This is a genomic window from Pseudomonas sp. CFBP13508, from assembly GCF_005233515.1.
GTDB lineage: Bacteria > Pseudomonadota > Gammaproteobacteria > Pseudomonadales > Pseudomonadaceae > Aquipseudomonas > Aquipseudomonas mercuritolerans.
This window is the reverse complement of record NZ_QFZZ01000014.1, coordinates 14,700-34,508: the sequence shown is the minus strand read 5'-3', so window position 1 is coordinate 34,508 and position 19,809 is coordinate 14,700. Positions and strand designations below refer to the sequence as shown.

Annotated in this window: 18 protein-coding genes; 16 read left to right on the top strand and 2 right to left on the bottom strand. The window is 60.3% G+C overall.

Annotation, left to right across the window (positions count from 1 at the left end):
- Positions 1-34 precede the first annotated feature (34 nt).
- The 6 genes from alc to PspCFBP13508_RS26245 all read left to right on the top strand — a co-directional run bounded on the left by alc (position 35) and on the right by PspCFBP13508_RS26245 (position 6,647).
- Entirely contained in the window at positions 35-1,030 is a 996-nt protein-coding gene (gene alc / locus PspCFBP13508_RS26270; RefSeq protein ID WP_016773759.1) for an allantoicase, read from the top strand.
- A gap of 119 nt (positions 1,031-1,149) precedes the next feature.
- Entirely contained in the window at positions 1,150-1,653 is a 504-nt protein-coding gene (locus PspCFBP13508_RS26265) for an ureidoglycolate lyase (RefSeq protein WP_039763801.1), read from the top strand.
- Positions 1,654-1,704: 51 nt separating this feature from the next.
- Complete coding sequence (locus PspCFBP13508_RS26260) at positions 1,705-3,018, top strand: urate hydroxylase PuuD (protein WP_137216196.1); 1,314 nt, start codon at positions 1,705-1,707, stop codon at positions 3,016-3,018.
- Between the two features lie 171 nt (positions 3,019-3,189).
- Complete coding sequence (locus PspCFBP13508_RS26255; protein ID WP_137216195.1) at positions 3,190-4,542, top strand: nucleobase:cation symporter-2 family protein; 1,353 nt, start codon at positions 3,190-3,192, stop codon at positions 4,540-4,542.
- A gap of 162 nt (positions 4,543-4,704) precedes the next feature.
- Positions 4,705-5,490 (top strand): outer membrane protein OmpK, encoded by a 786-nt coding sequence (locus PspCFBP13508_RS26250; RefSeq protein WP_137216194.1) that lies wholly within the window; start codon positions 4,705-4,707, stop codon positions 5,488-5,490.
- Between the two features lie 371 nt (positions 5,491-5,861).
- A complete protein-coding gene (locus PspCFBP13508_RS26245) occupies positions 5,862-6,647 on the top strand; it encodes an outer membrane protein OmpK (protein ID WP_056784020.1) in 786 nt (261 codons plus the stop codon).
- A 91-nt stretch (positions 6,648-6,738) separates the two neighbouring features.
- Here the strand turns inward: PspCFBP13508_RS26245 and PspCFBP13508_RS26240 are convergent, their stop codons facing one another.
- Both PspCFBP13508_RS26240 and PspCFBP13508_RS26235 read right to left on the bottom strand, forming a co-directional pair.
- Positions 6,739-7,911: a patatin-like phospholipase family protein gene (locus PspCFBP13508_RS26240; RefSeq protein WP_130910482.1), complete on the bottom strand. Its 1,173-nt coding sequence runs from the start codon at positions 7,909-7,911 to the stop codon at positions 6,739-6,741.
- 35 nt (positions 7,912-7,946) lie between these two features.
- A complete protein-coding gene (locus PspCFBP13508_RS26235; RefSeq protein WP_041479319.1) occupies positions 7,947-8,879 on the bottom strand; it encodes a lipid A biosynthesis lauroyl acyltransferase in 933 nt (310 codons plus the stop codon).
- 117 nt (positions 8,880-8,996) lie between these two features.
- Here PspCFBP13508_RS26235 and minC point away from each other — a divergent pair, with 117 nt between their 5' ends.
- The 10 genes from minC (at position 8,997) to PspCFBP13508_RS26185 (ending at position 19,372) form a co-directional block, all read left to right on the top strand.
- Positions 8,997-9,734: a septum site-determining protein MinC gene (minC, locus tag PspCFBP13508_RS26230; RefSeq protein WP_024012205.1), complete on the top strand. Its 738-nt coding sequence runs from the start codon at positions 8,997-8,999 to the stop codon at positions 9,732-9,734.
- A gap of 169 nt (positions 9,735-9,903) precedes the next feature.
- Positions 9,904-10,716, top strand: coding sequence for a septum site-determining protein MinD (minD, locus tag PspCFBP13508_RS26225; RefSeq protein ID WP_007913953.1), 813 nt, complete (start codon positions 9,904-9,906; stop codon positions 10,714-10,716).
- Positions 10,716-10,970, top strand: coding sequence for a cell division topological specificity factor MinE (gene minE / locus PspCFBP13508_RS26220; protein WP_003223146.1), 255 nt, complete (start codon positions 10,716-10,718; stop codon positions 10,968-10,970). Before minD ends, minE begins: the two co-directional genes overlap by 1 nt.
- Positions 10,971-11,139: 169 nt before the next feature.
- The gene (locus tag PspCFBP13508_RS26210; protein WP_137216193.1) at positions 11,140-11,775 is read left to right on the top strand and encodes an RluA family pseudouridine synthase; all 636 of its coding nucleotides are present in this window, start codon (positions 11,140-11,142) and stop codon (positions 11,773-11,775) included.
- Between the two features lie 152 nt (positions 11,776-11,927).
- Positions 11,928-12,770: a hypothetical protein gene (locus tag PspCFBP13508_RS26205; protein WP_137216192.1), complete on the top strand. Its 843-nt coding sequence runs from the start codon at positions 11,928-11,930 to the stop codon at positions 12,768-12,770.
- 93 nt (positions 12,771-12,863) lie between these two features.
- Positions 12,864-13,958, top strand: a complete 1,095-nt coding sequence (locus PspCFBP13508_RS26200) for a hypothetical protein (RefSeq protein WP_137216191.1) — start codon at positions 12,864-12,866, stop codon at positions 13,956-13,958.
- An 89-nt stretch (positions 13,959-14,047) separates the two neighbouring features.
- Positions 14,048-15,337, top strand: a complete 1,290-nt coding sequence (locus PspCFBP13508_RS26195) for a M18 family aminopeptidase (protein WP_016773748.1) — start codon at positions 14,048-14,050, stop codon at positions 15,335-15,337.
- 232 nt (positions 15,338-15,569) lie between these two features.
- Positions 15,570-15,746: a hypothetical protein gene (locus tag PspCFBP13508_RS27480; protein WP_016773747.1), complete on the top strand. Its 177-nt coding sequence runs from the start codon at positions 15,570-15,572 to the stop codon at positions 15,744-15,746.
- Positions 15,747-15,820: 74 nt separating this feature from the next.
- Positions 15,821-17,974: a mechanosensitive ion channel domain-containing protein gene (locus PspCFBP13508_RS26190; protein ID WP_137216190.1), complete on the top strand. Its 2,154-nt coding sequence runs from the start codon at positions 15,821-15,823 to the stop codon at positions 17,972-17,974.
- Between the two features lie 63 nt (positions 17,975-18,037).
- Positions 18,038-19,372, top strand: a complete 1,335-nt coding sequence (locus PspCFBP13508_RS26185; protein WP_137216189.1) for an amidohydrolase — start codon at positions 18,038-18,040, stop codon at positions 19,370-19,372.
- Positions 19,373-19,809: the final 437 nt, after the last annotated feature.

The following is a 19,809-nucleotide window of genomic DNA, read 5'->3' as shown; positions in this document are numbered from 1 at the left end:
TCCCCAGCCAACTTATCAAAGGCAGACAAGAAGAATGAAAGCTTACGCCGTACCTTTCGAAAAATACGTCAACCTGGCCGACGCCCGTCTGGGCACCAAGATCATTTCGGTCACCGATGACTGGTTCGCAGACGCCAATCGTCTGTTCCAACCGACCCCGGCCGTATGGAAGGAGGGCGTGTTCGATGACAACGGCAAGTGGATGGACGGCTGGGAGTCGCGCCGCAAGCGCTTCGAAGGTTTCGACAGCGCGGTGATCCGTCTGGGCGTACCGGGCTCGATCAAAGGCGTGGACATCGACACTTCATTCTTCACCGGCAACTACCCGCCATCGGCCTCGCTGGAAGCGTGCTTCCTGGCCTCGGGCGAGCCGGATGAAAACACCCAGTGGACCGAAGTGCTGTCGGCCGTCGAGTTGCAGGGCAACAGCCACCACTACCACGAAATCAGCAACGACAAAGCGTTCAGCCACCTGCGCTTCAACATCTACCCGGACGGCGGTGTTGCCCGTCTGCGTGTGTACGGCATTCCGTTCCGCGACTGGTCCGCTGTGGGCGACAACGAGCAAGTGGACCTGGCAGCAGCCCTCAACGGTGGCCGCGCCCTCGCCTGCTCCGACGAACACTTCGGCCGCATGAGCAACATCCTCAACCCGGGCCGTGGCATCAACATGGGCGACGGCTGGGAAACTGCACGTCGTCGCACGCCGGGCAATGACTGGGTGATCGTCGCGCTGGGTCATCCGGGCGAGATCGAAAAAATCGTTGTCGACACCCTGCACTTCAAAGGCAACTACCCGGACACCTGCTCGATCCAGGGCGCGTTCGTGAAAGGCGGCACCGACAGCCAGATCGAAACCCAGTCGCTGTTCTGGCGCGAACTGCTGCCAAGCCAGAAGCTGGAAATGCACGCCGAACATACCTTCGTCGAGCAAATCAAGGCACTCGGCCCGATCACCCACATCCGCCTGAACGTGTTCCCGGATGGTGGCGTGAGTCGCCTGCGTGTACTCGGCAAGGTCGCTAAATAAGGTTGAACCCGTTCGCGAGCAGGCTCGCTCCCACAGGGGATAGCATTCCAAAGGTGGGAGCGAGCCTGCTCGCGAAAGCGTCAGAACCAACAAAACAGAATTTGGAAAAGAAGAACAGCATGCGCACATTGACGATTGAACCGCTGACCAAAGAAGCCTTCGCCCCTTTCGGTGACGTGATCGAAACCGACGGCAGCGATCACTTCATGATCAACAACGGTTCGACCATGCGCTTCCACAAACTGGCGACGGTCGAAACCGCTACGCCTGAGGACAACGCAATCATCAGCATTTTCCGCGCCGACGCGCAGGACATGCCGCTGACCGTTTGCATGCTGGAACGCCATCCGCTGGGCAGCCAGGCCTTCATTCCGCTGCTCGGCAACCCCTTTCTGATCGTGGTCGCGCCAGTTGGCGATGCACCTGTATCAGGCTTGGTCCGCGCCTTCGTCACCAACGGCAGGCAGGGCATCAATTACCATCGCGGCGTCTGGCACCACCCGGTGCTGACGATCGAAAAGCGGGATGACTTCCTGGTGGTTGATCGCAGTGGCACAGGCAATAACTGCGATGAGCATTTTTTCAAAGAGGATGAGCGGTTGATCCTCGCCCCCCACCAATAAGAGAAGGTCTGATCACTCGACAACAAGAGTGACAGGCGAGAGGTAAAGACTGTGGAAGCACATCTGTTGGAATGGCTGAACCTGAGCGTGCGCTGGGTTCACATGATCACTGGCGTGGCCTGGATCGGCGCGTCGTTCTACTTCGTCTGGCTGGAGAACAACCTCAACCGCGTCAACCCGAAAACCGGTCTGGCCGGTGATCTGTGGGCGATCCACGGCGGCGGCATCTACCACCTGGAAAAATACAAACTGGCCCCACCGTCCATGCCGGACAACCTGCACTGGTTCAAATGGGAAGCCTACTTCACCTGGATGTCGGGGATCGCGCTGCTGTGCGTGGTGTTCTACTCCAATCCGGTGCTCTACCTCGTGGCACCCGGCAGCGGCCTCAGCGGTCCTGAAGGCGTGGCCATCGGTATCGGCTCGCTGATCGTCGGCTGGTTCGTCTACGACTTCCTCTGCGATTCGGCCCTGGGCAAGAAACCCGCCCTGCTCGGCTTCATCCTGTTCGTGCTGATCATTGCCGCCGCCTATGGCTTCAGCAAAGTGTTCAGCGGTCGTGGTGCGTACCTGCACGTCGGCGCGATCATCGGCACCATCATGGTCGGTAACGTGTTCCGCATCATCATGCCGGCGCAACGGGCACTGGTCGCGGCGATCGCCGAGAACCGCACGCCTGATCCGGCCCTGCCGGCCAAGGGCCTGCTGCGTTCGCGACACAACAACTACTTCACCCTGCCAGTGCTGTTCATCATGATCAGCAACCACTTCCCGAGCACTTATGGCAGCCAGTACAACTGGTTGATCCTGGCCGGGATCGCGGTGTTGGCGGTATTGGTGCGTCACTACTTCAACACCCGCCACGACAGCCACAAGTTTGCCTGGACCCTGCCGGTGGCAGCGGTGGGCATGATCTGCCTGGCCTACGTCACCGGCCCGACGCCGATGTCGACTGCACCTGAAGTGGCCAAGGCACCGGCGAAAATCGAGTACCAACCGCTGCCGGAGACGGCACTGGGCGGTGGCGCGAAACCGGCCGAAGCGGCGCAACCTGCGGCACCCGCCGCCCCTGCGGCGGCACCCTCGCAAGCCTCGAATGCCGGCCCCGGTTTCGACAAAGTGCACAACGTGATTCAAGAGCGTTGCACGGTGTGCCACTCGTCCAAGCCGACCAGCCCGTTGTTCAGCGCAGCCCCGGCCGGTGTGATGTTCGACACCCCCGAGCAGATCCGCCAGAACGCCGCGCGCATTCAGGCGCAAGCCATCACCACGCAGATCATGCCACTGGGCAACATCACCCAGATGACCCAGCAGGAACGTGACCTGATCGGTGCCTGGATCGCCCAGGGAGCGCAAACCAACTAAGCGAAAAAGCTTCGCGAGCAGGCTCGCTCCCACAAGGACACCTTGAGCCCCTGTGGGAGCGAGCCTGCTCGCGAATGGCCGCCGCAACGCGGTTTCCCCTGATGCAAAGAAACAGCTGCAAGCAACCCGGCAGCTGTTAATCACAAGAATAAAAAAGATCCGAGGTGTTGCATGTCCGAGCTGTCCAAAGCGCGCATCCCCGACGCACCCGCCATTCAGCGTTTGCCCCTTTTGCAACTGATCCTGGTCGGTCTGCAACATGTTCTGCTGATGTACGGCGGTGCCATCGCGGTGCCGCTGATCATCGGACAGGCCGCTGGCCTGAGTCGTGAAGAAATCGCCTTCCTGATTAACGCCGACCTGCTCGTCGCCGGCATCGCCACCATCGTGCAGTCGCTCGGCATCGGCCCGATGGGCATCCGTATGCCGGTGATGATGGGGGCCAGTTTCGCTGCGGTCGGCAGCATGGTGGCCATGGCCGGCATGCCCGGCATCGGTCTGCAAGGCATCTTCGGTGCAACCATCGCTGCCGGTTTCTTCGGCATGCTGATCGCACCGTTCATGTCCAAGGTCGTGCGCTTCTTCCCGCCGCTGGTGACCGGCACGGTCATCACCTCGATCGGTTTATCGCTGTTCCCCGTGGCCGTGAACTGGGCCGGTGGCGGGGTCGACGCCGCGCAATTCGGTTCGCCGATTTATCTGGCCATCGCCGCGCTGGTGCTGGCCACCATCCTGTTGGTGCACCGCTTCATGCGCGGATTCTGGGTCAACATTTCCGTGCTGATCGGCATGTGCCTGGGCTATGTACTGTGCGGCGTGATCGGCATGGTCGACCTCAGTGGCATGGCCAGCGCACCGTGGGTTCAGTTCGTCACTCCACTGCATTTCGGCATGCCGAAATTCGAGCTGGCACCGATTCTGTCGATGTGCCTGGTGGTGGTGATCATTTTCGTCGAGTCCACCGGGATGTTCCTCGCGCTGGGCAAGATCACCGGCCAGGAAGTCTGCCCGCGCATGCTCCGTCGTGGCTTGTTGTGTGATGCCGGCGCGTCGTTCTTCGCCGGTTTCTTCAACACCTTCACCCACTCCTCGTTCGCGCAGAACATCGGCCTGGTGCAGATGACCGGCGTGCGCTGCCGTTCGGTGACCATCGTTGCCGGTGGCCTGCTGATCGTCCTCAGCCTGTTGCCGAAAGCAGCGTTTCTGGTGGCATCGATTCCACCGGCGGTGCTGGGCGGTGCGGCGATTGCGATGTTCGGCATGGTCGCTGCTACTGGCATCAAGATCCTCCAGGAGGCCGACATCGGTGACCGGCGCAATCAGTTGCTGGTCGCGGTGAGCATCGGCATGGGCCTGATCCCGGTGGTGCGTCCGGAATTCTTCGCCCACCTGCCGCTGTGGATGAGCCCGATCACCCACAGCGGCATCGCCATGGCCACCCTCAGCGCGCTGACCCTGAACCTGCTGTTCAACATCCTCGGCGGCAAGGAGCGTGCGGCGATCAATGATTGCCATGCGCACTGATTGAAACCACCACACCACCTGTGGGAGCGAGCCTGCTCGCGAAAGCGCTGTGTCATTCAACATTGATGGCGACTGACACAACCGCTTCGCGAGCAGGCTCGCTCCCACAGGGACTACGCAACTGCTTGTGCCTCAAACAATAAAAACAACAGGGAGCAACAGATGATCCGCACGCAAAGCAACGTTCTGTTGAGTGGCGGCCTGCTGGCCGCGAGTCAGGCCATGGCCGGCGATCTGCTGCTGTGGCAGAGCAACAGCCTCAGCTATCTGTACGGCAAGAACTTCGCGATCAACCCGTCGTATCAGCAGACGGTCACCTTCGAGCACGCCGACAAGTGGAAGTACGGTGACAACTTTCTGTTCGTCGACAAGATCTTCTACAACGGCAAGGAGGACCCGAACAAAGGTCCGCACACCTTCTACGGCGAGTTCACCCCGCGCCTGTCCTTCGGCAAGATCCTCGACCGCAAGATCGAGTTCGGTCCGATCAAGGATGTGCTGCTGGCGATGACCTACGAGTATGGCGAGGGCGAAAGCGAGGCCTACCTGATCGGTCCCGGCTTCGATCTGAAAGTGCCCGGCTTCAACTACGTCACCCTGAACATTTTCCGCCGCCAGACCGAAGGCCCGCGCCCCGGCGATGGTGTCTGGCAGATCACCCCCGCGTGGTCCTACAGCTTTCCGTTGGGCAATTCCGATGTGCTGATCGACGGCTACCTCGACTGGGTCGTCGACAACAACGAAAACTCACGCGGTACCTACCACGCCAACCTGCACATCAATCCGCAGATCAAATATGACCTCGGCAAAGCCATGGGCTGGAGCCAGAAACAGGTATACGTCGGCACCGAGTACAGCTACTGGAAGAACAAATACGGCATCGAAAACAGCCACGCGTTCGATACCAACCAGAACACCGCCAGCCTGCTGCTGAAGGTGCACTTCTGAAATGGCCCGCAACCGTGCGCCATGCCTGTCGTCGGTGCTCTGTTGCGGGGCACTTGAGCCTTGGCCGAGGAGTCAGTATTCTCCGCGGCCTTCCGAATTCGCTCTAAAAAAAAGCCCGAATTCAATTTCTGACCGCAAAGCCAACTTATCCCGGCTGCGGTCAGTCCTGAGGCATCCCGAAAACACGCTCGTCGACTGTTTTTCAGCAGCCGAACGGGCGTTTTTTGGTTTTTCGAAAGCCTTGGCGCAGCTTTTGCTACCAGCATTGAAAGCTGACCGATCGGATGAAATTTGCGGTACGAAAAAAGGCGCCACATCAGAGCGCCGAACTTAAAAAAATAACGTGGAACACCTACTTTGGGAGCAACCGAATGAAACGTATGTGCACCAGCCTGATGCTGGCCGGATCGATGTTCGCCGGCGGCCAGGCGATGGCCGAAGGCCTGCTGCAGTGGCAGAACAACAGCCTGACCTACCTGTATGGCAAGGACTTCCAGGTCAACCCGCGCATTCAGCAGACCGTGACCTTCGAGCACGCCGATGCCTGGAAGTATGGGGACAACTTCCTGTTCATCGACAAGATCTTCTACAACGGCAAGGATGATGGCGGCGTCGGCTCCAACACCTACTACGGCGAGCTCAGCCCGCGCCTGTCGTTCGGCAAGATCTTCGATCAGAAACTGGCCTTCGGCCCGGTGACTGACGTGTTGCTGGCCATGACCTACGAGTTCGGTGAAGGCGATACCGAGTCGTACCTGATCGGTCCGGGCTTCGACCTGGCGATTCCAGGCTTCGACTACTTCCAGCTGAACTTCTACCAGCGTCACACCCAGGGCGCACGCGCCGGTGACAATGTCTGGCAGATCACCCCGGTGTGGTCCTACACCATTCCGGTGGGCAAATCGAACATCCTCATCGACGGCTTCATGGACTGGGTGGTCGACAACGACTCCAATTCCAAAGGCGATTACCACGCCAACCTGCACTTCAACCCGCAGGTCAAATACGACCTGGGCAAGGCGCTGAATTTCGGCGAGAAGCAGTTGTATGTCGGTGTCGAGTACGACTACTGGTCGGACAAGTACGGGATCAAGGACAGCCAGTACTTCAAGACCGATCAGAGCACCACGAGCTTCCTGGTCAAGTTCCACTTCTGACCCTGAAAGCTTCGCGAGCAGGCTCGCTCCCACATTCAGACCGAGTTCAAATGTGGGAGCGAGCCTGCTCGCGAAGGCCTCACCGCAGATTTCAGGCAGGAGCCACCGCTTCAGATATCCGCAAAAACCGGCACAGTTCCTCGCGCTTGGCCAACGCATCCCGCCGCCCCAACTCGATCAACTCGCTGCAATACCCGGCCTCGAACAGCAGGTAACTGAGCACCCCCGCCCCGCTCGTCTTCGTCGCGCCCGGCCCGCGCAGAAACAGGCGCAACGCCGCTGGCAGCTCCTGGCGATGCCGCGCGGCGATTTCGTCGATCGGCTGACTCGGCGCAATCACCAGCACTTCCACCGGCGCCACACCCAGCGCGCGGGTTGGCGTGCCGGCCGGGAGCAAATGACTGAACTGATTCAGACGCTGCAGCAACTCGATATCGCTCTCCAGGCTGTCGATAAACGTGCTGTTGAGCATGTGCCCGCCGATCTGCGCGAGCGTCGGTTGCTGGCCGCTGTAGGCGCGCTCCAGCGGCTGCTGTGCATCAACGCCGCGCGGGTTGCCGCTGACGCCCACCACCAGCACGCGACTGGCACCCAGATGCAGCGCCGGGCTGATCGGCGCCGACTGGCGCACCGCGCCGTCACCGAAATACTCCTCGCCGATTTTCACCGGCGCGAACAACAGCGGAATCGCTGAACTGGCCAACAGGTGATCAACCGACAGCTGCGTCGGCACACCAATGCGTCGATGCCGCAGCCAGGCGTCGATGGTGCCGCCGCCCTGATAGAACGTCACCGCTTGCCCTGATTCGTAGCCGAACGCGGTCACCGCCACCGCATGCAACTGCTTGCGCGCGATGGATTCGGCGATGCCGGGCAGGTGCAGTTTTTCCTCGAGCAGTTCGCGCAGCGGCGAACTGTTGAGCAGCGCCACCGGCATCTGTCGACCGAGACCGAGCAGGCTGTGGCTGACGAAGCGGCTGGCTTGATGGATGACTCCAGGCCAGTCGCTGCGCAACACGCGGTGGCTGCGAAAGCCCTGCCAGAACTGGGTCAGGCGTTCGATGGCGGCGCGAAAGTCCGTGGCGCCACTGGCCAGGCTGACCGCATTGATCGCCCCGGCCGAGGTGCCGACGATCACCGGAAACGGATTGTCCGCGCCGACCGGCAGCAACTCGGCAATCGCCGCCAGCACCCCGACCTGATAAGCCGCCCGAGCCCCGCCGCCGGAAAGAATCAAACCTGTAACCGGTTCAGCAGGACTCATCGCAACACTCCAGGATGCTTGTCAGGACGGGTGAATCAACGGCGCTTGGGATAAAGCTTCGGCTCACCCGGCGGGCGACTCTTGAAGCGCCGATGCGCCCATAGATATTGCTCGGGGCAGGCACGCAAAGCGCTCTCGACCCACTGATTGATGCGGATGCAATCGGCCTCCTCGCTTTCGCCGGGGAAATCTTCCAGCGGCGGATGGATCACCAGGCGATAACCACTGCCGTCGGCCAGACGTTCCTGCGTGAACGGCACCACCAGCGCTTTGCCCAGCCGTGCAAACTTGGTCGTCGCAGTGACGGTGGCGGCCTGAATGCCGAACAGCGGCACGAAGATGCTCTGCTTGGCGCCGTAATCCTGATCCGGCGCATACCAGATCGCCCGGCCCGAGCGCAGCAGTTTGAGCATGCCGCGCACGTCATCGCGCTCCACCGCCAGCGAATCGAGATTGTGCCGCTCGCGGCCACGGCGCTGGACGAAGTCGAACAAGGGGTTTTTGTGTTCGCGGTACATGCCGTCGATGGTGTGCTGCTGGCCGAGCAGCGCCGCGCCGATTTCCAGCGTGGTGAAATGCGCGGCCATGAGGATCACGCCTTTGCCTTCGCGCTGGGCCTTCTGCAGATGTTCAAGGCCTTCGACGTGGGCCAGTTTCGCCAGACGCTCGCGCGACCACCACCAGCTCATCGCCATTTCAAAAAAGGCGATGCCGGTGGAGGCGAAGTTTTCCTTGAGCAGGCGTTTGCGCTCGGCGGCGGATTTTTCCGGGAAGCACAATTCCAGATTGCGCCGGGCGATGGTTCGCCGGTCGCTGGCGACGCGATACATCAGCGCACCCAAAACTCGACCGATGGTCAGCAGCGCCGGATACGGCAACTGCACGATCAGCCACAAAAGCCCCAGGCCGCACCAGAGCGGCCAGAAGCGCGGAGCAAGATATGCTTTTCGAAAACGCGGGCGATCCATTAAAGCTTCCGTAAATACAGTGGCCGCGCATTCTACATCGTTCGACCCGGCTTGCGGCTCGCGGGCGTTCTCGTTATAAGTCTCGGCACTTTTAGTGACAAGCCGTTGTATGCCGACATGAGCCAAACCGACCCGTTAGACCAAGATCCCGTATTCCAGCTCAAGGGCAGCATGCTGGCCATCACTGTGCTGGAACTGGCCCGTAACGACCTCGAAAGCCTCGATCGGCAATTGGCCGCCAAAGTCGCCCAGGCGCCGAATTTTTTCAGCAATGCACCGCTGGTCCTGGCGCTGGACAAACTGCCGCCGAACCAGGGCGCGGTTGATCTGCCGGGGCTGATGCGCGTCTGCCGTCAGCACGGCCTGCGTACCCTGGCCATTCGTGCCAGCCGCATCGAAGACATCGCCGCTGCCATCGCCATCGACATCCCTGTGCTACCGCCCTCGGGTGCCCGCGAGCGTCCACTGGAGACGCCGGAAGCCGAAGTCAAAAAGAAGCCGGAAAAGCCGCCTGAGCCGAGCGTCAAACCGACCCGCGTAATCACCACGCCAGTACGTGGTGGCCAGCAGATATATGCTCAGGGTGGCGATCTGGTCGTGGTCTCATCGGTCAGTCCGGGGGCGGAACTTCTTGCCGATGGCAACATCCATGTATACGGCCCGATGCGCGGCCGTGCGCTGGCCGGCGTCAAAGGTGACACCAAGGCACGGATTTTCTGTCAGCAATTGAGCGCTGAACTGATCTCCATCGCCGGTCATTACAAGGTCTCCGAGGATTTGCGTCGTGATCCGATGTGGGGCTCGGGCGTCCAGGTCAGCCTGTCAGGCGACGTGTTGAACATCATTCGGCTTTAACGGATACTGCCGCATTTTCCAAGCATCTCTAAAACGTAGCGAAAACGGCTCAAACGAAGTAGGAAAAAGGCCTAAAGCCAAATTCCAGCCAAGGCTGTCCGACTGCAGTAGTTTTCAAGAGATGTTTTTCAGGGGCTGAACAGTCCTTCTTCCTTAGGGGTGAAACACCTTGGCCAAGATTCTCGTGGTTACATCCGGCAAGGGTGGTGTGGGTAAGACCACCACCAGCGCCGCTATCGGTACCGGTCTCGCTCTGCGCGGCCACAAAACAGTAATCGTCGACTTCGACGTGGGCTTGCGTAACCTTGACCTGATCATGGGTTGCGAGCGCCGCGTGGTGTATGACTTCGTCAACGTGGTAAACGGCGAAGCCAACCTGCAACAGGCACTGATCAAAGACAAGCGCCTGGAAAACCTCTACGTACTGGCGGCCAGCCAGACCCGCGACAAAGACGCGCTGACCGTCGAAGGCGTGGAAAAAGTCCTGATGGAGCTCAAGGAACAATTCGAGTTCGTCGTCTGCGACTCCCCGGCGGGCATCGAGAAAGGTGCGCACCTGGCTATGTACTTCGCCGATGAAGCGATCGTCGTGACCAACCCGGAAGTGTCCTCGGTACGTGACTCGGACCGCATGCTCGGCCTGCTGGCGAGCAAATCGCGCCGCGCCGAACGTGGCGAAGACCCGATCAAGGAACACTTGCTGATCACCCGCTACCACCCGGAGCGTGTTGAAAAGGGCGAGATGCTCGGCGTTGAAGACGTCAAGGAAATCCTCTCGGTGACCCTGCTCGGCGTCATTCCGGAATCCCAGGCGGTGCTCAAGGCTTCCAACCAGGGCGTGCCGGTCATCCTCGACGACCAGAGCGATGCCGGTCAGGCTTACAGCGATACCGTCGACCGCCTGCTGGGCAAAGAAAAAGCCCACCGATTCCTCGATGTCGAGAAGAAGGGATTCTTCGAGCGCCTGTTTGGAGGTAGGTAATGAACCTTTTTGACTTCTTTCGTGCCAACAAAAAGCCAAGTACCGCCTCGGTAGCGAAAGAGCGTCTACAGATCATCGTGGCGCATGAGCGCGGCCAGCGCAGCACGCCGGATTACCTGCCAGCCTTGCAGAAGGAACTGGTCGACGTGATCCGCAAGTACGTCAACATCGGCAACGACGACGTACATGTTGCACTGGAAAGCCAGGGCAGTTGCTCGATTCTGGAACTCAACATCACCCTGCCCGATCGCTGAGTCGATCCGGCAGTCGCTACGGCGGCTCGGACTGTTGATGCTCGTGTAGGAGCTGCCGAAGGCTGCGATCTTTTGATCTTCAAAGTCAAAAGATCGCAGCCTTCGGCAGCTCCTACAGGGTTATCAGCAGTTCCGAGCCGCCGTTGGCATTTGTTACGAGGCTGTTTTAATGCCGCTGTCCAACATCCGCATCATCCATGAGGACGCCGCCGTTCTGGTGGTCGACAAACCGACCCTGCTGCTCTCGGTGCCCGGTCGCGCTGACGACAACAAGGACTGCCTGATTACCCGCTTGCAGGAAAACGGCTACCCGGAAGCGCGCATCGTCCATCGTCTGGACTGGGAAACCTCCGGCATCATTCTGCTGGCCCGTGATGCCGACACCCATCGCGAGCTGTCGCGGCAGTTTCATGATCGCGAAACCGAAAAGGCCTACACCGCTTTGGCCTGGGGTCAGCCGGAACTGGACAGCGGGAGCATCGACCTGCCCCTGCGCTACGACCCACCGACCAAGCCACGGCATGTGGTCGATCACGAATTCGGCAAACATGCGCTGACGTTCTGGAAGGTGCTGGAACGGTGCGGCGACTGGTGCCGGGTCGAATTGACACCGATTACCGGGCGCTCGCATCAATTGCGCGTGCACATGTTGTCGATCGGCCATCCGCTGCTCGGTGACGGGCTCTACGCCCACGAGCAAGCGCTGGCGGCCTGGCCACGTCTGTGCCTGCACGCGAGCATGCTCAGTTTCACTCATCCGCAAAGCGGCGAACGCCTGCGCTTCGAGTGCCCGGCGCCATTCTGAAATGCGTGAATACTTTGAAAGCCCTTCCTTGCGAAGGGCTTTTTTTGTCCTGCCAAAATTCCACCGGCAATACATTGACGTAAAGAACTGTCATAAAATTGTAATCAAATATAAAATCATGGCACTTCGATATCAGGCAGGAGGCCTCTTCCGTGTTCTGCAACAAAACACTTCAATCCGAATACCCCATCGTGTGCGCATTCGGTAACACCACCCTGCACCTGAGCGAAGCACCCAGCATCCAGGCCCGCCAAGCCCTCGAGCAACTGATAAAAAAACGTCGCGCGCGCAAACTGACCCGGGCCAGCGCACCGTTGTCGTACTGTGAAACACCACTTTTCGCCAAAGTCCAGCCACTGGACACGTTCAAGGCAAAGGTGCGGGTGAGCCTGAAAAAACCGCAACGCAACGGGCGCTTCGACTGGCCGCTCGAAGAACTGATGAATTGCCTCGAAGCTCAGCGCCGGGGCGTGGAGATGCCTCCACTGAAAGGCTATGGCTATACCCGCAGCCGACTCGGCCTGACCGAGGAGTTTTTCCTCCTGACTCACCTGCTCGAAGGCCATATCGACGGCGCCGAATGCATCAGACGCAATCCCGAAAACATCGAAGCTTTCATCCTCGACGCGTTTCAACTGCTCAGCTCGCTCGCCAGCAAGAACATCACTCACATGGATTTCTGGGTGGGCAACATCATGCTGCCCGAGCAAACGCAAAGGCCACTCAAAGCCATCGACTTTGAAAACTGCTTCGCCGGCCCGACCGCGCACGCAAGTGAAACACTGGGTTTTCAACTCGGCTTCTTCTATCGTCGGGATATCTACAAGTTCATTACCGAAGCCGCCTACGATCGCCTGGTCGATCAATACATCGGTGCGCTGCCGGATTTGTCGAAAGACAAGTTCGAGACCGTCTACCAGTTGAGCAAACATGAATACGTCGGTCGCAAGCAGCGGCGTGAAGTCTTCCTCACGGGCAGATTGATCGTCGGTTGATACCCTCTCCGGCAACACTTCGAAGCAGGTGTCTGGCCTGCAAATCAGCGGAGCAATACGGTAAACTCGCGCCCCCGCCGTATGGAGCCGCTTATGCGCGAAGCCTTCCCCCCCATGGAAAAAGTACCGCACCAGTTGCTCTACCTGATCTATGGCGACAAAGACGTTTATCGGCGCGAGGCGAAATTCAGCATCCTCACGGCCCTGTCACAGCTGCAACAAGGCGAATCATTGTGCATCCGAGTCCTGACCGATCGTCCGCAGGACTATGCCGGCTGGCCGGTCGATACCGTCACTTTGAGCGAGCAGACCCTGATCCAGTGGCAGGGCGAAAACGGCTACCACCATCGCCGCAAAGCGTGCGCCATTGCACTGGGCCTGACACTCGCCGAAAAAACCCTGTTCGTCGATACCGACACGCTGTTTCTCGGTTCACCGCACCGGCTGTTCAGCATGATCACGCCCGGGCGTTACGTGATGGACCGCTTCGAATACGACTGGAGTTACGTCTGTAACCGGGCAGACTACGAAAAACTCGCGCGCTGCCTGCAAGTCCACGGGATTTCGTCGGCAAACAGCTTCAAGCTCTACAACAGTGGCTTGTGCGGCGTCACCGATGGCGATTCAGCGCTGCTGCAAACGTCGATCCGGCTGATCGATGAGTGGACGCAGGATTCGTTCGACATCCATACGATCGAACAGATTGCACTGTCGTTTGCCATGCGCGACCAGCCGATCCAGGAAGCGAAGAAATTCGTCTATCACTACTTCGCCGACAAAAATTTCTTCCACGCCATGCAGAAACACTTTTTCGCCCGCCATGGCGAGGCCTTCCACCCCGAACTGCCAGCGCTGTGCTCCGAGGTTCCGCGCAGCAAGCCCGTTCCATCGACCTGGGAGCGCCTGCGCATCAAGTGGAAGCTGCGCAAAAAGCGCGGCGGCATGAAGAAAGTCGGCCGGGCATTGCTGTTCGGCAGCGCTGCACCTGCCCACCCGTATTACGAGATCTGCCGTCACGAATGGTGGGAATCGGCGTCGCGGGAGATCCTTCGCTGGGACAGTGTCGCGCAAAAAGCCTTCTTCGGCAGCGGCAAGGGCTGGCCGAAGCACCTGCCGAAACCCGCCAGAAAGGATGATCAACAAGCGATCATTGCCTACCTGCGCAAGCGCATCGATCAGCACCCCTGACGTCATTCCACAGATCAGCAATGAAAGCACTTGCCCAACGGGCCTGAGCGATGCGTTAAACTGCCGCCCATTGCTGTCTGGAGTTTCTTATGCGCGCAGAGTTGAACCAGGGCCTGATCGACTTTCTCAAGGCCTCCCCTACCCCGTTCCACGCCACCGCCAGTCTTGTTCAGCGTCTGGAGGCCGCCGGTTATGTGCGCCTCGACGAGCGCGAGCCATGGTCCACCGAGGCCAACGGCCGCTATTACGTCACCCGTAACGACTCCTCGATCGTCGCGATCAAGATGGGTCGCAACTCGCCACTGCACGACGGAATCCGTCTGGTCGGCGCCCACACCGACAGCCCTTGCCTGCGGGTCAAGCCGCAACCGGAACTGCAGCGTCAGGGCTTCTGGCAGCTGGGCGTCGAAGTCTACGGCGGCGCGCTGCTGGCGCCGTGGTTTGACCGCGATCTGTCGCTCGCCGGCCGCGTGACCTTCCGCCGTGACGGCAAGGTCGAGAGCCAGTTGATCGACTTCAAGGCACCGATCGCGATCATTCCCAACCTGGCCATTCACCTCAACCGCGAAGCCAACCAGGGCTGGGCGATCAACGCGCAGACCGAACTGCCGCCGATTCTGGCGCAATTTGCCGGTGACGAGCGCGTCGATTTCCGCGCCGTGCTCACTGATCAACTGGCCCGCGAACACGGCTTGAATGCCGACGTGGTGCTGGATTACGAGCTGAGTTTCTACGACACGCAAAGCGCTGCGGTGATCGGCTTGAACGGTGATTTCATCGCCGGTGCACGCCTGGATAACCTGCTGTCCTGCTACGCCGGCCTGCAAGCGTTGCTCACCGCCGAGACCGACGAAACCTGTGTGCTGGTCTGTAATGACCACGAAGAAGTCGGCTCGTGTTCGGCGTGCGGTGCCGACGGCCCGATGCTCGAACAGACCCTGCGCCGCCTGTTGCCGGAAGGTGACGAGTTCGTCCGCACCATTCAGAAATCCCTGCTGGTGTCGGCCGACAACGCCCACGGCGTGCATCCCAACTACGCGGACAAGCACGATGCCAACCATGGCCCGAAACTCAACGCCGGCCCGGTGATCAAGGTCAACAGCAACCAGCGCTACGCCACCAACAGCGAAACCGCCGGTTTCTTCCGCCACCTGTGCATGGCCGAAGAAGTCCCGGTGCAAAGCTTCGTGGTGCGCAGCGACATGGGCTGCGGCTCGACCATCGGCCCGATCACCGCCAGCCATCTGGGCGTGCGCACCGTCGACATCGGCCTGCCGACCTTTGCCATGCACTCGATTCGCGAACTGTGCGGCAGCCATGACCTGGCGCATCTGGTCAAAGTGCTCAGCGCGTTTTATGCCAGTCGTGAATTGCCGTAACGGCTGACAAGCTTCGCGAGCAGGCTCGCTCCCACAATTGAACTGCATTTCATTGTGGGAGCCAGTCATCTCCCCTTGGAATGCCAATCAACCCGTGGGAGCGAGCCTGCTCGCGAAAGCGCCTGTGCAGACAGCAGAATCCTCTCGGCCTGTTGCATTCCTGAGCTACATCACACCCTGCCTCGAAAACCCGCCTAGACTGCAAGAATCCTCTACAGACAAGGCAGTCTTCATGATCTCGATGTCCTCCTTCCACGCCATGCTCATTCCCATCCTCAGCGGAATGATCCTGCTGGCCATCGGCTTCAACTTCCGCGACAAGAACGCCGGGGTGTTCGCCATGTGGATCGGCATGCTGATGATCCTCGCCACGGTGGTCTACAAGATCCTCGCCAAACTGAACGAATGACCGAGCCCGGCTCGCATTGCGCTAAGGGGCCTCGTACACTCCAGCGCATTCGCCTATTCCGAGGTTGTCCCCTGGTGTTTGCTCGTCTTTCTGCTTTGCCCGGTCTGTTGCTTGTCTGCCTGATGACGCTGCTGCCGCTGGCGCCCGCCGAGGCGGTCGGTCTGCCCGGCCTGCTCAACACTTCCAAGCCGCAGCCTGAAGCTGTGGAACCCCTCGGCCAGTCGCTGGACGAAGTGATCAAGTCGCTGGAAAACGACAAGCAACGCGCGCAACTGCTCAGTGATCTGAAGAAGCTGCGCGACGCCACGAAGAAAGCTCAGACCACCCCGGAGGAAGGCGTGCTGGGCCTGATCGGCGGCACCCTCGCCAACTTCGAAAAACAGTTTTCCGGCGCCGACAGCCCGATTACCCGCTGGTCCAACGAATTCGATCTGGCCAAGGACGAACTGACCAGCAAGCTGCTGCCGGCCAATGAATGGCTGCCGATCATCTTCGGTTTCGCGGTGATCCTGATGGTCTGGAGCCTGCTCGCCGCCGCGCTGATCTGGCTTGGCCACCGCGTGCGCATGCGCTTTGGCCTCACCGAAGAACTGCCGCAACACCCCAAGGCCCTCGACATGCTGCGTTTTGCCCTGCGCAAGCTTGGACCGTGGCTGATCGCGTTGGTGATCACGGTGTACATGAGCTACGTGCTGCCGTCGTCACTGGGCAAAAGCCTGGCGATGGTGCTGGCCTATGCCTTGGTGGTCGGCACCTGTTTTTCGGCGATCTGCGTGATTGCCTTCTCCCTGCTCGACGGCCCGCACCGCCATCGTGCGCTGTACATCCTGCGTCATCAGGCGTTCCGGCCGCTGTGGCTGATCGGCAGTTTCGCCGCGTTCGGTGAAGCGTTGAGCGACCCGCGTCTGGTCGAGAGCCTCGGCGTGCATCTGGCGCACACCGCCGCGACCACCGCCAATGTGCTTGCGGCGCTGTCGACCGGCCTGTTCATTCTGCGATTCCGCCGACCGATCGCGCACCTGATCCGCAACCAACCACTGTCGCGCCGCCTGACTCGCCGCGCCCTCAGCGACACCATCGAAATCCTCGGCACCTTCTGGTACGTGCCGGCGCTGGTGCTGGTCGGCATCTCGCTGTTCGCCACATTCGTCTCCGCCGGCGACACCAGCACCGCGCTGCGCCAATCGCTGATCTGCACGGTTCTGCTGGTATTGTGCATGGTCCTCAACGGCCTTGTGCGCCGTCATTCGCTGAAACCACAACGCGGGCCGAAACGCCATGCGCTGTACTCGGAGCGACTGAAAAACTTCTTCTATACCCTGACGCATTTGCTGGTGTGGCTGATCTTCATCGAACTGGGCCTGCGCGTCTGGGGCCATTCGCTGATCGCGTTCGCCGAAGGCGATGGCCATGACATCAGCGTCAAACTGTTCAGCCTGATCGGCACGCTGATTTTCTCCTGGCTGATCTGGATCCTCGCCGACACCGCCGTGCACCACGCCCTCACCCGCTCGCGCAAAGGCCTGGCCAACGCCCGGGCACAGACGATGATGCCGCTGATCCGCAACGTGCTGTTCGTGGCGATTTTCATCATTGCGCTGATCGTCGCGCTGGCGAACATGGGCATGAACGTCACGCCATTGCTGGCCGGTGCCGGTGTGATCGGTCTGGCCATCGGTTTCGGTGCGCAGTCGCTGGTCGCTGACCTGATCACCGGCCTGTTCATCATCATCGAAGACTCGCTGGCCATCAACGATTACGTCGACGTCGGCGGCCACCTCGGCACCGTCGAAGGCCTGACCATCCGCACCGTACGCCTGCGCGATATCGACGGCATCGTCCACACCATCCCGTTCAGCGAAATCAAAAGCATCAAGAACTACTCGCGGGAATTCGGCTACGCCATCTTCCGCGTGGCCGTGCCGTACAACATGGAAATCGACGACGCGATCAAACTGATGCGCGACGTCGGCCAGAAGATGCGCAGCGATCCGTTGCAGCGCCGCAACATCTGGTCGCCGCTGGAGATTCAGGGTGTGGAAAGTTTCGAGTCCGGCAGCGCGATCCTCCGCGCACGGTTCAAGACTGCGCCGATCAAGCAGTGGGAAGTTTCCCGGGCGTTCAATTTGTCGCTGAAACGGCAACTGGATGAGGCGGGGCTGGATCTGGCGACACCGCGGATGAGTGTGCAGGTGATTACTGCCGGCGGCGGTCAGCCGAAGGAATAGCACTCAGGCGCGCGGTTGCAGTCACAGGCAAGGAAGCCAACAACAATAATCAAGGAGAAGCCCATGCAACTGACGCGCATTGCCCAGACCCTTTTGCTCACCCTGGTCGCCAGCCACGCCAGCGCCGCGACGATGGACAGCGCCCGCACGCGCATCGCCGAGCAGGCGCAGAAGCTCGAACCGGAGCTGCTGGAAACCCGCCGCGACCTTCACGCTCATCCAGAACTTGGCAACACTGAAAAACGCACCGCTGAACTGGTCGCCAAACAGCTGCAAGCCATGGGCCTGGAAGTGAAAACCGGCGTCGCCCGCACCGGCGTTGTCGCCATTCTCAAAGGCGCCCTGCCCGGCCCGACCGTGGCCCTGCGCGCCGACATGGATGCGCTGCCGGTCAAGGAAGTCTCGGACCTGCCGTTCGCTTCGAAAGCCAAAGGCACGTATCTCGACAAGGAAGTCGACGTCATGCACGCCTGCGGCCACGACGTCCACACCGCGATCCTGCTCAGCGCAGCGAAAATTCTGACGGGCATGCGCGGCACCCTGCCCGGCACCGTAGTGTTCTACTTCCAGCCCGCCGAGGAAGGTCCGAGTGATTTTATTCCCGACGGCAAAAACACCTGGGGCGCGAAGATGATGGTCGAGGAAGGCGTGATGAAATCGCCGAAACCCGACGCGGTATTTGGCCTGCACGTCTGGGCCGGCGTCCCCGCCGGCCAGATCGCCTACCGCCCCGGCCCGACCCTGGCCAGCTCCGACGACCTGCGCATCAAGATCCACGGCAAACAAACCCACGCCGGCCGCCCCTGGGACGGCATCGACCCGATCACCGTCGGCGCACAAACCATCGTCGGCCTGCAAACCGTGGTCAGCCGCCGCACCGACATTTCCTCTTACCCGTCGGTGGTCAGCATCGGCACCATCAACGGCGGCACCCGCTACAACATCATCCCCGAATCGCTCGACATGACCGGCACGATCCGCTCCTACGACTACGGCATCCGCCAGAAACTGCACAGCGACGTGCGCCAGACCATCGAGAAAATCGCGGAAAGCGGCGGCGCCAAGGCCGACGTCACCATCATCGAAAAATACGACCCGACCATCAACAACCCGGCACTGACCGAAAAAATGCTGCCGACGTTGAAGTGGGCTGCCAAGGATGACGTGGTGCAGGGACCGCTGGTGGGTGGGGCGGAAGATTTCTCGTTCTTTGCCAAAGAAGCACCGGGGTTGTTTGTATTTCTTGGCGTGACCCCGAGGGACCAGGACATGAGCAAAGCTGCGCCGAATCATAATCCGGGGTTCTTTGTCGATGAGTCGGCGTTGGTGGTTGGGGTCAGGACATTGGCGTCGTTGGCGACGGATTATTTGTATGGGAATGCGGCGGTAGGCAAGTAGAGAGGGGTTGACTGTGGGGGCGCTTTCGCGAGCAGGCTCGCTCCCACAGAAAAGCGAAAGCAAAAGCAAAAGATCGCAGCCTTCGGCAGCTCCTACACACGATGAGCGTTAGCTCGAGCACCGCTTTTGATCTTGATCTCGGAGCCCGTCGGCAGGCTGAGTGGAGGGATTGATCCGGGCGTGGGAGCGCAGCGACCGTACGACGCAGTCGTACACAGCGAGTGTAGGTGCAGCGAAGCAAACCGGAGCCGCTGCGCCAGGATCGATCCCGGAGCGAAGGAACCCCGAGCCCCAGCGAGCGGGCCGAACGTCAGGGCGCAGACCTTTGGTTACTTTGGGGCGTTTGCCAAAGTGACCCGCTGTAAGAGCGGAACCGTAACCAGCAACACCCGCAGAAACGGATATTCACGCAAAACCCAACCAACCTGGTCGGCCCA